Annotated in this window: 15 protein-coding genes and 2 pseudogenes; 7 read left to right on the top strand and 10 right to left on the bottom strand. The window is 63.9% G+C overall.

Translation table 11 applies throughout. The annotated features are described in order from the left end of the window. Nucleotides 1–53: 53 nt before the first annotated feature. Complete coding sequence (locus VGN68_RS10870) at nt 54–518, top strand: pyridoxamine 5'-phosphate oxidase family protein (RefSeq protein WP_327476542.1); 465 nt, start codon at nt 54–56, stop codon at nt 516–518. 141 nt (nt 519–659) lie between these two features. On the opposite strand, the gene VGN68_RS10865 is transcribed toward VGN68_RS10870, so the two are convergent. Then, nucleotides 660–1,646, bottom strand: coding sequence for a dipeptide epimerase (locus VGN68_RS10865; protein WP_327476540.1), 987 nt, complete (start codon nt 1,644–1,646; stop codon nt 660–662). Nucleotides 1,647–1,670: 24 nt separating this feature from the next. Here VGN68_RS10865 and VGN68_RS10860 point away from each other — a divergent pair, with 24 nt between their 5' ends. Further along, nucleotides 1,671–2,066 carry a YkvA family protein gene (locus tag VGN68_RS10860; RefSeq protein ID WP_327476538.1) on the top strand — a complete coding sequence of 132 codons (396 nt, stop codon included), beginning with the start codon at nt 1,671–1,673 and terminating at the stop codon, nt 2,064–2,066. 238 nt (nt 2,067–2,304) lie between these two features. Here the strand turns inward: VGN68_RS10860 and VGN68_RS10855 are convergent, their stop codons facing one another. Then, nucleotides 2,305–3,525, bottom strand: coding sequence for a polyhydroxyalkanoate depolymerase (locus VGN68_RS10855; RefSeq protein WP_327476536.1), 1,221 nt, complete (start codon nt 3,523–3,525; stop codon nt 2,305–2,307). 223 nt (nt 3,526–3,748) lie between these two features. Here VGN68_RS10855 and VGN68_RS10850 point away from each other — a divergent pair, with 223 nt between their 5' ends. After that, nucleotides 3,749–5,548 carry an ABC transporter transmembrane domain-containing protein gene (locus VGN68_RS10850; protein WP_327476534.1) on the top strand — a complete coding sequence of 600 codons (1,800 nt, stop codon included), beginning with the start codon at nt 3,749–3,751 and terminating at the stop codon, nt 5,546–5,548. Nucleotides 5,549–5,577: 29 nt separating this feature from the next. Then, nucleotides 5,578–6,114 carry a DUF1993 domain-containing protein gene (locus VGN68_RS10845; RefSeq protein ID WP_327476532.1) on the top strand — a complete coding sequence of 179 codons (537 nt, stop codon included), beginning with the start codon at nt 5,578–5,580 and terminating at the stop codon, nt 6,112–6,114. A gap of 305 nt (nt 6,115–6,419) precedes the next feature. Here the strand turns inward: VGN68_RS10845 and VGN68_RS10840 are convergent, their stop codons facing one another. From VGN68_RS10840 to VGN68_RS10815, 7 genes and pseudogenes are all read right to left on the bottom strand, one after another. Beyond that, nucleotides 6,420–7,538, bottom strand: coding sequence for an OmpA family protein (locus VGN68_RS10840; RefSeq protein ID WP_327476530.1), 1,119 nt, complete (start codon nt 7,536–7,538; stop codon nt 6,420–6,422). Nucleotides 7,539–7,668: 130 nt separating this feature from the next. Continuing rightward, nucleotides 7,669–8,121, bottom strand: a complete 453-nt coding sequence (locus VGN68_RS10835) for a DUF2793 domain-containing protein (RefSeq protein WP_327476528.1) — start codon at nt 8,119–8,121, stop codon at nt 7,669–7,671. Nucleotides 8,122–8,133: 12 nt separating this feature from the next. Further along, nucleotides 8,134–8,589, bottom strand: a complete 456-nt coding sequence (locus VGN68_RS10830; RefSeq protein ID WP_327476526.1) for a hypothetical protein — start codon at nt 8,587–8,589, stop codon at nt 8,134–8,136. Between the two features lie 9 nt (nt 8,590–8,598). Further along, nucleotides 8,599–8,775 (bottom strand): annotated as a pseudogene (locus VGN68_RS20575) (phage tail baseplate protein); the annotation flags it as partial. 541 nt (nt 8,776–9,316) lie between these two features. Beyond that, nucleotides 9,317–9,424: pseudogene (locus tag VGN68_RS10825) on the bottom strand (transposase); the annotation flags it as partial. Between the two features lie 123 nt (nt 9,425–9,547). Further along, complete coding sequence (locus VGN68_RS10820) at nt 9,548–9,937, bottom strand: VOC family protein (protein WP_327476524.1); 390 nt, start codon at nt 9,935–9,937, stop codon at nt 9,548–9,550. 43 nt (nt 9,938–9,980) lie between these two features. After that, entirely contained in the window at nt 9,981–11,132 is a 1,152-nt protein-coding gene (locus VGN68_RS10815; protein ID WP_327476522.1) for a cell wall hydrolase, read from the bottom strand. Nucleotides 11,133–11,307: 175 nt separating this feature from the next. On the opposite strand from VGN68_RS10815, the gene VGN68_RS10810 reads away from it, so the two are divergent. After that, entirely contained in the window at nt 11,308–11,814 is a 507-nt protein-coding gene (locus VGN68_RS10810) for a hypothetical protein (protein WP_327476520.1), read from the top strand. Nucleotides 11,815–11,888: 74 nt separating this feature from the next. On the opposite strand, the gene VGN68_RS10805 is transcribed toward VGN68_RS10810, so the two are convergent. Further along, nucleotides 11,889–12,095: a cold-shock protein gene (locus VGN68_RS10805; protein WP_120217235.1), complete on the bottom strand. Its 207-nt coding sequence runs from the start codon at nt 12,093–12,095 to the stop codon at nt 11,889–11,891. A 404-nt stretch (nt 12,096–12,499) separates the two neighbouring features. Here VGN68_RS10805 and VGN68_RS10800 point away from each other — a divergent pair, with 404 nt between their 5' ends. Next, nucleotides 12,500–13,030 carry a hypothetical protein gene (locus VGN68_RS10800; RefSeq protein ID WP_327476513.1) on the top strand — a complete coding sequence of 177 codons (531 nt, stop codon included), beginning with the start codon at nt 12,500–12,502 and terminating at the stop codon, nt 13,028–13,030. 173 nt (nt 13,031–13,203) lie between these two features. After that, nucleotides 13,204–13,749 carry a ribosome maturation protein RimP gene (gene rimP / locus VGN68_RS10795; protein ID WP_327476511.1) on the top strand — a complete coding sequence of 182 codons (546 nt, stop codon included), beginning with the start codon at nt 13,204–13,206 and terminating at the stop codon, nt 13,747–13,749. Nucleotides 13,750–13,785: the final 36 nt, after the last annotated feature.

The following is a 13,785-nucleotide window of genomic DNA, read 5'->3' as shown; positions in this document are numbered from 1 at the left end:
TGGGGGGCGTGATGCGTTAGGTGCGCATCACGCTAGAAAAAGGAATCCCCCCGATGAGCGACGACATCAAGAAGCAGTTCTGGAAAGCCCTGGCCGACAGCCCCTATGTGATGATCGGCGCGACCGGCGAACGCGAACATCATATCCCGATGAATGCGCAGCTCGACAAGGACGCCGACGGCGCCTTCTGGTTCTTCACCTCGACCGACAACCGCCTAGCGGGCGGCGGCCCCGCGATGGCGCAATTTGCGTCAAAGGGACACGACCTGTTCGCGTGTATTTCGGGCACGCTCGTCCATGAAAGCGACCGCGCGCTGCTCGACAAATTGTGGAGTAACGGCGTCGCGGCTTGGTACGACGGCGGCAAGGACGACCCCAAGCTGGTGCTGCTCCGCTTTGATCTGGCTGACGCCGAAATCTGGACCGCCGACCCCGGGATCAAGGGCATCTTCAAGCTGATGACCGGCATGACGATGAAGGAAGGCGAACTCGGCCAGCACGCCGAGGTGATGCTGTAATTGCAAATCCTCCCTGTGGCGCAGCCATGGGGAGGTGGCAGCGCGAAGCGCTGGCGGAGGGGCTTTGGCGCTAACGTCGCGGCCACTCCACGACTCCCTTCGCGAGTTGTCCCCCTCCCCATCGCTGCGCGACGGGGAGGATCAAACGACGGGTGGCCCGATCCGCCCTTCCCGAAACTCGAACCCACCCTCCCGGTCCCGCGCCAGCAACGCGGGACCGTCCAGGTCGACCCAACGCGCGCGCTGCGCCAGCAAGAACGCGGGGGCGATCGCTAGGCTGGTCGATAACATGCACCCGACCATGATCGACAATCCCGCCGCGTCGGCGGCATCGGCGATCCGGAGCGCCTCGGTCAGCCCGCCCGCCTTGTCGAGCTTGATATTCACCCCGTCGTAAAAGGCGCCGATCCGCATGACATCGGCGACAGTCTGGCAGCTTTCGTCGGCAACGAACGGAATCGGCGCATAAATCGGATCGAGCAGCGCGTCGGCGCCGACCGCAACCGGCTGCTCGATCATCTCGACGCCAAAGTCGGCGAGCGCCTCGGCTTCGCTCAAAATATCAAGTTCGCCCCAGCTTTCATTCGCATCGACGATCAGCTGCGCCTCCGGTGCGCCGGTGCGCACCGCAGCGACGCGCAGCCGGTCATCTTCGCCGGTCAGCTTGATCTTGAGCAGGCGATAGCCGTCGGCCTCGGCGGTCGCAGCCTGTCCGGCCATCGCCCCCGGCGATCCCAGCGAAATGGTAAAGGCGGTGACCCGCGCGATCGGAGCGCCTTCGCAACCAACAACCTGCCACAGACGCAGCCCGCGCTGCTTCGCCTCCAGATCCCATAGCGCGCAGTCGAGCGCGTTACGCGCGGCCCCGGGCGCCATCAGCTCCTGCACCGCGGCCCGCGCCTCGGCCGCATCCATGTCGGCGATATGCGGCGCGGCGCGCAGAATCGCATCGCGGCACCCCACGGCATCCTCACCCAGATAAAGGACAGGCGTGCCTTCGCCGCGCCCGATCGCCCCTTCGCCCGCCACCTCGGCAACGATGACATCGACATGGACGCCATGCACCGCGACGAAGTCTGCCGCGACCGCCCAACGCTCAACCCGCGCGCTTTTCAGTTGGATCGCCATACAGGAAGGCTAGGGTAGATCGCGATGACCGGCAAATCCCTTTCCGAACGCATCGGTGACCTTGGCCACCGCCTCGCCGTTGACGCACACGCCGCGTGGCTCGCCGCGCGCGACCCGCGCGTGCCGATGCTCGCACGGTTCCTTGCGGTCGCGGTCGCCGCCTATGCGCTGTCGCCGATTGACCTGATCCCCGATTTCATTCCGATCCTCGGCTGGCTCGATGACCTGATCATCGTCCCATTGGGATTATGGGCGGTGCGCCGCCTGATCCCCGGGCCGCTGTGGAGCGACCTCCACGCCGCCGCAGAAGCCGCAAGCGAACGCCCGTCGAGCCGCGCGGGGCTGGCGTTTGTCCTGCTGCTATGGGCGGGGTTGCTCTATCTTGGATATTGGGCGGTACGGACGTCGCCGATGCATTGAAAACTGCGTTCATGCCGACGTCCGCTTTGGGGTCGGGAACTGCCCTAACATCCTCTCCCCTTGAGGGAGAGGATAGCGCAGCTTGCTCCGTCAGGAGCTAGCGAAGCTTGGTGAGGGGGTGCGCCGCCAGCGGGCGCAAAACCCCTCTCAACTGCGGCTAGGCAGCGAGCTGCCGAGCCTTCGTATCTCTCCCTCAAGGGGAGAGAAAGGAAATGGGCCATGTCCGCCACCGGCCGCTTCACCCCCCGTTGCTGCGGATCCACCCCTCGACCACCGGCGCAATATCCTCGCGCCATTTACGGCCATTGAAGATGCCGTAATGGCCGACGGTCTTGGCCATCAGATATTTCTTCTTCTCGGCGGGTAGCGATTTGGTCAGCGTAAGCGCCGCTTTCGTCTGGCCGATCCCCGAAATATCGTCGCGCTCGCCTTCGATCGCCAGCAGCGCAATATCCTCGATCGCGGTGAGGTCGACCGGCTTGCCGCGATGCAGCATCTCGCCCTTGGGCAGCGCGTGGCGTTGGAATACGACATCGACGGTTTGCAGGTAGAATTCGGCGGTCATGTCGCACACCGAGCGATATTCGTCGTAAAATTCCTTGGTCTTGTCGGCCTCTTCGCCGTCGCCGTCGACCAGATGTTTGAACATCGACCAGTGGCTCATCATGTGATTGCCCAGGTTCATCGACATGAAGCCCGCAAGCTGCAGAAAGCCGGGATAGACGCGGCGCCCAGCGCCCGGATAATAGGCCGGGACCGTCGCGATGACATTTTCCTGGAACCACGCATGCGGGCGCGTCATCGCATGCTGGTTGACTGCGGTCGGCGCCTTGCGCGTGTCGATCGGGCCGCCCATCATCGTCAGCGTTTTCGGACGGCACTTGTTCTTGTCCGCGGCCATGATTGCCGCAGTGGCAAGCGCGGGAACCGACGGCTGGCACACCGCCAGCATGTGCGCGCCGGGGCCGATATGCTCCATCCAGCCGATCAGATAATCGATATAATCGTCGAGGTCGAACTTGCCCGCCTCCAGCGGCACGTTGCGCGCGTCGCGCCAGTCGGTGATCCACACGTCATGCCCGGGCAGCATCCGCTCGACCGTCCCGCGGAGCAAGGTCGCATAATGGCCCGACATCGGCGCGACGATCAGCAGTTTCGGCGCATCCTTGCTACCCTTGTGCTTGAAATGCTTGAGCTGGCCGAACGGTTTGCGCGCTTCAATCGACTCGGTCACTCGCACGATTTCGCCATCGACTTCGGTTTCGTACAGCTCGAACCCTGGCTTGCCGCGCGGCGCGGCGGCGTGCGCGAACACCTCCAGCGCCGATGCAAATTGCGGACTGCCGCCGAAATAGCCGAGCGGGTTCGCGGGATGCTGCATGACCTGCGCGCCCGCGGTCGCCAGCGCGCTCGCGCCCGCGAGCCAGCTCTTTTGCATTTCAAAGGCGTGATACAGCATGATCGATACGTTCCTTGGCAAGCCCCGACGCTCTTTGGGCGTCTGTTCGTTGACGCCAGTCTAGGGCTTCGATTTCATTGTGCAATGCATCAAAATCGCTGTACCTGTGCAATTTCGGTCCTAAACCGCCCCTCCGCTATGCAGCCCGGCTTCAAAGCACATGAAGCAAGGCGGTCATTCTGCGTCGTTGAGCGCGGGCGTCGCCGCTGCTAGGGCCGCTGCAATGGCCAGTACCCCCGACCTTTCCCTAGCGAAAACCGCCGCCGAACCCCGCCGCAAGCTCGGCAGCCTGCGGATGATCTGGCACTATGCCAGCGCCTATCCGCTGCAACTGGTCATCGCGGCGGTTGCGCTCGGCGTCGCCGCGCTCGCGACCTTGGCGATTCCATGGCAGTTCAAGGAAATGATCGACAGCGGCTTCGTCGCCGGCGGCGGCGACGTCGCCCCGCATTTCCGTCTGTTTTATGGCATCGTGTTGACTCTGGCGCTCGCCACCGCGCTGCGCTTCTATTTCGTCAGCTGGCTGGGTGAACGCACCGTCGCCGACATCCGCCAGGCGGTGCAACGCAACCTGCTGCGTTTGGCGCCCGGCTTTTTCGAGGAAAACCGGCCGTCCGAAATCGCCTCACGGATGACGTCGGACACCACCATCATCGAACAGGTCGTCGGCACCACCGTGTCGGTGGCGCTGCGCAATATGGTGATGGGCATCGGCGGCATCGCCTATCTCTTCACTTTGTCGCCCAAGCTGACCGGTGGTATCCTGCTCGGCATCCCGGTGATCATCATGCCGATCGTCCTGCTCGGCCGCCGCCTGCAAAATGTCTCGCGATCAAGCCAGGACCGCGTCGCCGACATCGGCGCGACCACCTCCGAACAGCTTGGCGCGATGAAGATCGTCCAGGCCTTCGGACAGGAAGATCGTGAGGCAGGCCGCTTTGCCGCGGCGGTCGAGGCGACCTTTGCCACCGCGAAGCGCCGCATTCGCCTCCGCGCGATCATGACCGCGATCGTCATCGGCCTGCTGTTCGGGGCGATCACGACCCTGCTGTGGTACGGGGCGGAGGGCGTCGCCGCGGGGACGATCACCGGCGGCACCATCGCTGCCTTTGTCCTCACGGGCGGCCTGGTCGCAGGCGCGTTCGGCGCACTGACCGAGGTTTATGGCGACCTCTTGCGCGCCGCGGGCGCCGCCGAGCGGCTCAGCGAACTGCTCAATGCGGAGGCGAGCATTGCCCCGCCCGCACAACCCCGCGCCTTACCCGAACCCCCGCGCGGCACACTCGAATTCGTAAACGTCGAATTCCACTATCCGACCCGCCCCGACGCCCCCGCGCTGCACGATTTCAACCTCGCGATCCAGCCGCGCGAAACGGTCGCAATCGTCGGCCCCTCGGGCGCCGGCAAGTCGACCCTGTTCCAGCTGGCCGAGCGTTTTTACGATCCGCAGACCGGGCAGATCCTGCTCGATGGCGTCCCGCTCACCGACGCCGACCCGGCCGATATTCGCGCCCGCATCGCGATGGTGCCGCAGGAAACCGTGATCTTCGCCGCCTCGGCGCGCGACAATCTGCGCTACGGCAATTGGGACGCGACCGACGATCAATTGTGGGACGCCGCGCGCGCCGCCAATGCCGAGGAATTTCTCCGCAAGCTGCCCGACGGTCTCGACACCTTCATGGGCGAAGGCGGCGCCCGCCTGTCGGGTGGCCAGCGCCAGCGGGTCGCGATCGCCCGCGCGCTGCTCCGCCGCGCGCCGCTGTTACTCCTCGACGAAGCCACCTCGGCGCTCGACGCCGAATCCGAAAAGCTGGTGCAGGACGCGCTCGAAAACTTGATGCACGACCGGACGACGATCGTCATCGCGCACCGCCTCGCGACCGTCCGCGCCGCCGACCGGATCATCGTCATGGACAATGGCCGCATCGTCGAGGAGGGCAAGCACGACACGCTCGTCGCCGCCGACGGCCTTTACGCCCGCCTGGCGCGGTTGCAATTCCAGGACAATCTCGCCCCGGCCTGACCGGCCTCTACCCTGCCAAGGATGCGACCATGCTCTATGAAATGACCGTTCCTGCTTACACAAACGGCCTGCGCGCGCTGTCGGCGCAATTGGACAAGGCGCTGGCCTGGGGCGCCGATAACGGGATTGGCGAATTACAGCTGGTCGTCGCACGCCTCGCGCCCGATATGTTCCCGCTCGCTGCCCAAATACGTTTCAGCTGCTTGCAGGCGATCCAGCCACTCATCCGCCTTGGCGCGACCGACGCGCCGACGCTGACCGAGGATGCGGCGGACTTTGCCGGCCTTCAGGCGCAGATCGCATCGACGCTGACGTGGCTCGACATCATCGATGCCGCCGCCATCGACGCCGACCCGGATCGCCCTGTCGGTTTCGATCTGCCCAACGGCATGGCCTTCGACATGACCGCGCTCACCTATGTTCGCGACTGGGCGCAGCCACAATTTTATTTCCACGCCGTCGCCGCCTATTCGATCCTCCGCCATATGGGCGTGCCGCTCGGCAAGATCGACTATGTCGGCTATATGATGGCCTACCTGCGCCCGGGCACCGCCCCCGCCGCCTAATCCGCAGCAGACAGGGCAAAGGCCCGATTAGCGCCGCCTATTGCGGCATCGCGGGACCAGTGCGTTTCGATCCGCCGTCACACAGATCGCGCCGATCGCTCGGTCGATGCGACGCCACTATGATTTCGTCAGACCATGGGCTGCCCGAGGGTATGCCACAGGCGCCGGGTGGCTGGCGGTGGGGTGCGTAAATTTCTGCCACTATGCGCAACCCGCCATCTGGCCCGCGCCAAAAGAAAGGGCGGCACCTTTCAGTACCGCCCTCGCTTGTTTCTTCCAGTCCCGGTCGGGAATGGAAACCGGTCTTACATGCCCGAGTTCGGACCGTAAGTGATTTCCACGCGACGGTTCTGGTCGTTGCGGACGCCATCGGCGGTGGCAACGGCCGGGCGGCTTTCGCCGAAGCCCTGCGCGCTGATCGAGCCATCCGAGATACCGCGAGCGGTCAGATAGCTGCGAACCGCGGTGTTGCGGCGTTCCGACAGGCCGACGTTGTACGTGGCCGAACCCGAACGGTCAGCGTGACCGGCCAGCATGACCTGCGTACCCGTGCAACCACGGTTGTAGGCGCTGATCGCGTTGTCGAGCGTCGAAGCCGCTTCCGGCGTGATGTTCGACTGATCCCAGTCGAAGTACACGATGTACGGCCCAGGCTCACACACCGGCGCCGGGGGCGGCGGGGGCGGCGGGGGCGGCGGGGGCGGCGGCGGGGGAGGCGGCGGCGGCGGTGCCACAACCGGCTCCGGTGCACCACCAAAGTTGAAGGTCAGCGTACCCAGAACCGAGTGCGAACGGAAACGCGTCGAAACGTCACGGCCAACCTGGTCAACCAGATCGACATTATCAACGTTGAAGAAGCGGTACTTCACGCCAACGTCGATGGTGTCGCTGAGGGGAGCGCGGATGCCCGCGATCGCCTGCCAGGCAAAGCCCGTGTCCGAATCGTCAAGGAACGCACCGGCGAACACAGGTTCGACCGACACGCGAGCCACACCGGCACCACCGCCGACAAAGCCCTGAAGCCCGTCGTCGTCACCGAAGTCGAGCATGCCATTGACCATGAAGCTCAGCGCATTGGTATCGCCGTTCAGATCGAAAGCACCGGTCGCGAGCGGACCTGCACCGCTGACCGACTGGGGGATTCCCGGAACATTAAAGCGGCCCGACTTGATATCGGCTTCACGATAACCGACTTCAACTTCGGCGCGGAAACCGCCGAAATCGTAACCGACAGTACCCTCGAAGTCATAACCATAACGATGATCGAGCGAACCGGCGTTTTGCGTCGCGCCAATATCGAGATCCAGATCTTCAATGATCATAACGCCGGCGCCCACGCCAACATACCAAGAGTCGTCGCGCGCCAAAGCAGGCGACGCCAGGGCAGTGGAGGCTAACGCCACAGCTACGGCAAGCTTCCTCATAGTAATTCCCCTTTCAAATTGAGATATACGTCTCGGCAGACGTCCTACTCGCCGCTTTGGTTCCGTGCAAGTGAACAAATCGCTAATCTGTTGCTAAAAAGTCGCACTTTTCAAATCCGCGAGCGGAAATTCAGCCTGAAATCAGAAGGCCCTGCGCCGCAAGGTGCAGGATCAACGTCGCCAGCGCGCTACGCGCTTCGGCATCGATTGTCGAGCCTCCCGATGGCACTGCAATCGGCCTCGGCTCGACCCAGGCGCCATCGTCGAATCGCAACCGCGCTCCATCGGTCAATCGAGTCACAATCATGCCAGCACGCGGCGCGGCGAATCGCCATCCGCCGGCGGTCCATAGCGCGATCGCTTTTGCATGGTCGTGCCAGCCGCCCGTTGCAGTGTCGCCGACCAGCCAGCATTGCCCCGGTGCGGGGTCGGACGGGGGATCGTTTATCGGGCCAGCCTCGACCGCGCTATGCTCCAACGCGTCGATCAGGGTCAGCGCTTCGTTATGCGTCAACTCTTTCTGCGCCTGCGCCACTGCAAGCAGCGGCAGCGCATGGCGCGCCGTTATCGCCATATCGGTCATCGCATTCTCCTTTTATATCAGTGGCAAGATGAGCGGTCGTGACAGGTCGAAATCGCCAACTTGGCGAATCGCCAGCGCGGTCCCGGGCGGCAACGCCGCCATCACACCGGCGTCGATTGACAGCATCGGCACCGCGCTGTCCCATGCCGCGATGCCCGGAACCGGCGGCGACAGGACAATGCGCCACGCCTCTTGCCCCTCCCCCAGCGGCAGATCGACATGGTCGCGCCAGCCGGCATCGGCCCGGCTCCGACGCCGCCACGATATCAGGACACCGCCCGCCCCGTCGGGAGCGATGCGCCCATGCACCGGCGCCAGCGGCCGCAACGCTTGGCGCGCGGCCGGCACCGTCACGTCGGTCATCGCCGTTCCGCCGCGCGGCGCCCATTGCACCCGCGCCGCGCCGCTTTCCGCTGCAACCGCCAGCGCCTCGGGCAACAGCATCGGCGCACTATCGTCGAGCAGCACGAACGGAGCCCCCGCCGCTTGCCCCGTTGCGCTCCCGGTCCCTGCCCGCCCGCGCAGCAAAAGCGACAACCGCCATGTCGCCGGGCCGACGACCTCGGCCGCGCCGACCCCATCATCCCATAAGTCCCATACACCCGCGACAAAGCAGGCCGCGCAGCACCCTGCGCAGCCTTCCGGCCAAACCAGTTCATGATGTTCTCCAAAAGAAAACGGCCAGCAGATGCTGGCCGCATATATTTCAGTGAAAGAGCCGAGTCAGTCGGCGGACGAAACAGTGTCGCCTGATGCTGGTTCGACGAAACTTACCACAATCGCTCCGAGCCGGATTTCGTCATCGCCAATAAAGGCGCGGACCTTAATTGCGCAATCCTGGGTTATTACAAGGTTATGCATTCTAGCGGGCAAAAAAAGCTCGACAAAAGAAACTGAATTCTCATCTCCAAACGGAGAGGGGTTTAAGGGAGTAGACGGAAATTCCGCTGAGGCCTCGAACAACAGCTCGTCGCCATCCTTGTTTTTCTGTGTATTGTTACGCGCGTACAGGAATCCCCACAATTACCCCGCCGATCATCCTCAGGCTAAGTCAAACCCGCAAGAGTCATGGTGCTATCCGCTAAGCGCCCTTGGGGCTTATCGTGAGTGGTTGCAGGACCACTATATAGAGGGCGGCAAATTTGCCGGATACCTACAGGGCAAGGTTAAGAGCGGCGACCTAGACCCGACCACCGATCACACCGCAATGCGGGCAGACAACGCCGTCAGCCCAAACGATGCTTTCCAGATGCTCGAAAGCCTTGGCTTCGTCGTGGAAGTAGGGGGAAGAAAGAACCGACATGGTGATATGCTCCGTTGATGAGCATTATCTACCACTTAGCTGTGGGTGTGTAAAGTACATAATCGCGCGACATGTGCCATATCAGCGTAACGATGTCAAGTATAAATAACCTATATGGTTATCCTATGCGCTTTTCGGCGGTTCCCACAGTTCGATCGGATTGCCCTCCGGATCGTGAACCCGCGCGAAGCGGCCGGTCGCCGGGTCGTTCCATTCGGGTTTGGTGATCACATCGTCGCCGGCTTCGTGAAACGGGGCCAGCACGGCGTCGAGGTCATCGACGCGCAGGTTGATCATATACTGGCGGTCGGCGGCGAAATAGTCGGTGTCGGCCTTGAACGGCGCGAACACCACCGGCCCCGCGGCGACATTCCACGTCCATTCGTCGATCGGGCCGGTGTCGTCGGCGTTGCATCCCGCACCGATGCCCAGCCGTTCCTTGTACCAGGTGTTGAGCGCGTCGGGATCGCGCGCCCGGAAGAACAGCCCGCCGATGCCTTTGACATGCCCCATGTCCGCCTCCTCATCATGTGGCGGGCAGACTAGGCCGATTGCGTCAGCGTTTCCACTCTCCGCTGCCGCGGAATTCCTCGCGGACCTGGCCCGACTGGTTGAGCCGCGGGTCGGCGTAGATCGGCGTCGGCGCGGGCGCGGCGACGGGCGATGACATGACGGGCGCGGTCGGCGCCATCGTGCCGGGCAGCGGCGCCGCGGCGACATCGGGGAGAGGCGCACCGACGCCGCTCAGCATCGGGGCCGGACCCGCACCGGGGGGCAGACCCTGACCCTTCAGGATCGCCAGCTGCTGCGCCAGCGGCAGATAGGGGCCGGGCACCGGCTCGCGGCCCAGATACGGCGCGCGAAACGCGTCGGGCATGCCCCAGCGGCCGCGCCAGCGGTGGAAGATATGCGCGCCGACGATGTTGGTCATCACCAGGCTCTTGCCCCAGCGCGGCCAGATCGCTTGGGTGTGATAATGGGTGGCCAGGCCGACCTTGGGGAAAACAAAGCCGCCCAGCGCCGCCGAGGCCACGCGGCTGGCGCGCAGCCAGTTGGGCTTGCTGGGCGCGCGCGCCATCGCACCGTCGCAGCTGAAAGTGAATTGGCACACCCCCGCGCGCTGCGACCCCTGAAAGACGACGCCGCACACGGTGTTGGGAAAGCTGGGGTGGCGGACGCGGTTGATCACCGTCTGCGCGACGCCGCGCATCCCGTCGTCGGTCTCGGACGCCGCCTCGTAATAGATGGCGGCGGTCAGGCAATAATGCGCGCGCTCGCGGTCGAGCGCGGTGACGCCGCGAAAGACATAAGGTTTGGCGGGCGGGCCGACAAAGGCCTCGTCGCGCAGCAAGGCCGGGTCGGCGGGGGGCAGCGCGGCGGCATCGCCAAAACCGATGCTGGCCGGATCGGGCAGCGTCGGATCGATCTTCAGCGCCTCCTCATAATCCTCGGCATTCATGATCGCCCAGCGCGCGGGGTCATAGGCACGAAAATCGAGCGGCACCGATACGCTGTACGGGCCAAACGCCGCGGGCGGGCGGAGCTGCCCGCTCGACAGCAGAAACGCCAGGCACGCAACCGCCATGACCGCGATGATCGCCGCCCAAAAGGCGCGTCCTGGCCCCGCCGGTTGTTCCGGCGCCGGGTCGCGCCACGTCGAGCGGGCGGTCAGGTTCAGTTCGGGCTTCATGCGCGCATCAAATTCCATCGCCCCGCCCGCGCCGATTCGCGCGAACGGGGTGCCAAGCCGCCTTATACGCGCAAACGCCAATAAAATGTTGCAGTCGTGGAGATGTGCCGCGGCAGGACGTCCAGACTGGACCCGGAAAGGCTCATCGGCGGGCGTTAGCGACCTGTTGACGCCGGTGGATTACAGCCGTGCCATGACCGGCGTTGGCATCCCATCCTATCGGCGCAGCGCGCGCACCGATTGGCGGATGTGGTTGCTGTTGGCGTTTGGCCTAGGGTTTCTGTGGGCCGGATCGGTCATCGATCCCGCCGATAATTGCAGCGAGGACGGCCGCGAATGCGCGCCGTGGCTGGTGCCGCTGGCGCAGGGGTTCGGGGCGCTCGTCGCGCTGGGCGCGGGGCTCAACATGCTCGCCAATCCGAACCGCGGCAGCTTTGTCGATCCCGCAACCGGCGATCTGGTGTGGTGGCAAGGACGGATCGGCAGCAGCGGCGGCGACGAAGGCCGCATCCATCCCTCGCAGATCGGCAAGTTGCGCATCGTCCGGCAGGACGACAGCGATGACGAAGTGCATCTGTACAACCGCGCCGGCGACCGGCTGTTCTGGTTCGATCAGGAGGTGATACCGTGGCCCTATGAGCGCTGGGCGGAGCGGCTGGCGGCAGCGTGGCCGCACATCGTCGTCGAACGAAGCGACTGACGGTATCGATCGCGGGGGACTATCCGCCGCGATGGTCCGGCCCGGCGCCCGAGGGGCGCCGAGCCGAAGATCATTCAGGCAGGCTGAAGATTGACAGCCGAGGTCTTGCCGCGCTGGTCGGTTTCCAGCTCGTACGAAACGCGCTGTTCCTTGTTCAGCGTCGACATGCCGGCGCGCTCGACGGCAGTGATGTGGACGAAGCTGTCGCCCGAACCATCTTCGTTGGCAATGAAACCATAGCCCTTGTCAGTGTTGAAGAATTTTACGGTGCCGATAGGCATGGGATGTTTCCTTTCACGAAAACAGATAATCAACCGGCAAAAGCACCGGAGGAGCTGGTAGCGCGTGAAGGGAAGTATCCGCCGTAGGCATCAAATTTCCGTCGCAGGCGACGTTAGCGAAATCCTACTGCGACAAATTTGACGAAAAGTCAAGCTTTTGCGCAGGTCATCGAATCCCAGTCGCGCCGAAGCCTCATGATTTGGCGATATCGTCGCGCGCTGCGTAGCGATATCCGATCCGGGCAAAATCGGTTGGGGCGCAAGGTCGTCGCGGCGGCGCGCAGCGCAGTATTTTGTACCGGTTGCTTTGCATAAGCGTCGGTGGGCGCCATGGCCGGACGGTTGGCGCACGAGAAACGCGTGTCCGCAGTGTGCGGGAACGCGTGCGATCATTGGGGGTAGGCATGACCGATGCACAGCGGCGCGAACGAAATTTCTGGTGCTTCTGGTTGGGCGGATTGCTCATCCTGGCGATCATGATCGCGATGAATCCTCTGTTTGCGAACGACGTCGCGCCATGGGGGATCAGGGACCATCAATCGGCTGGGAGCGCCATGGGCGTCGACGCTATTCAGGCCGCGTGGCAGGCGGCGGGGGTGATGGACATTGCGCGGTGGGCGATCGCGTTGGACCTGATCTATATCGCGGTCTATTCCTTTGGCGCCTATCGCGGCGGGCAGATGTTTCGCGCCGCGGAAAAGCCGGCGCTGCAAAGGCTGGGCTGGCTGATCATGATTGCCGCGATCATTGTGTGCGTCGGCGACTATATTGAAACAATCTGTCAATTTATCCAGGCACTGCGCTTTGCGGGCAATGATCGCTTGGCCGAAATCGCCGCCGCGGCGCAGCCGATCAAGTCGACAGCGTTCCTGATCAGCCTGTTCGGCATCATCGCCGCCTTGATCGTCCGGCGGCGAGGGCGGCGCTCCGCATAAGGCTGATATCAGAAGATCGCGCACCCCGCTCTCTCATTCCCCCTTGCCGACTCACCCGCCGCAACGTATACGCAGCGTACTTCTTGACATGGTTAGCCAGTTGGGACGTCGGGGCCGCGGGCCGCGGCGGCTATACCCACATGCTTGCCGGTCATCCGATTTGAAAGACTGACTTGGCCGATCTTGACGTCCTGACCGCGATCATCGCGCCCGAAGCCGAGGCGATGGGCCTGTCGCTCGTGCGCGTTGCCTTTTTTGGCGGGACAAGCGATCCGACCTTGCAGGTGATGGCCGAGCGTCCCGAGACGCGGCAGCTGACGATCGACGATTGCGCCGACCTGTCGCGCCGTATTTCGGTGCAGCTCGACGCGCTGGAGGAAGCGGGCAAGGATCCGATCGATCAGGCGTATCGGCTGGAAGTGTCGTCGCCGGGGATCGACCGCCCGCTGACCCGCCCGAGCGACTTCGCCGATTGGGCGGGTCATGAGGCAAAGGTCGCGCTGAAGGAAAAACTCAACGGCCGCCAGCGCTTCAACGGCCTCTTGGTCGGGATCGACGGCGATATCGTCACGATTTTGGACAAGGAAGAAGTCGAGCACAAACTGCCGTTCGACGCGATCGACACGGCCAAGCTGGTGCTCACCGACAAACTCATTGCTGCAACCGTCCCGCTTTCAGCCGAAGGCGCCGACGAACTGGAAGAAGAAGGACAGGACTGATGGCCACTGCCATTTCCGCCAACCGCGCCGAACTGC

Source organism: Sphingopyxis sp., from assembly GCF_035998965.1.
Classification (GTDB): Bacteria; Pseudomonadota; Alphaproteobacteria; order Sphingomonadales; family Sphingomonadaceae; genus Sphingopyxis.
This window is presented reverse-complemented; position numbering and strand designations above follow the sequence as displayed.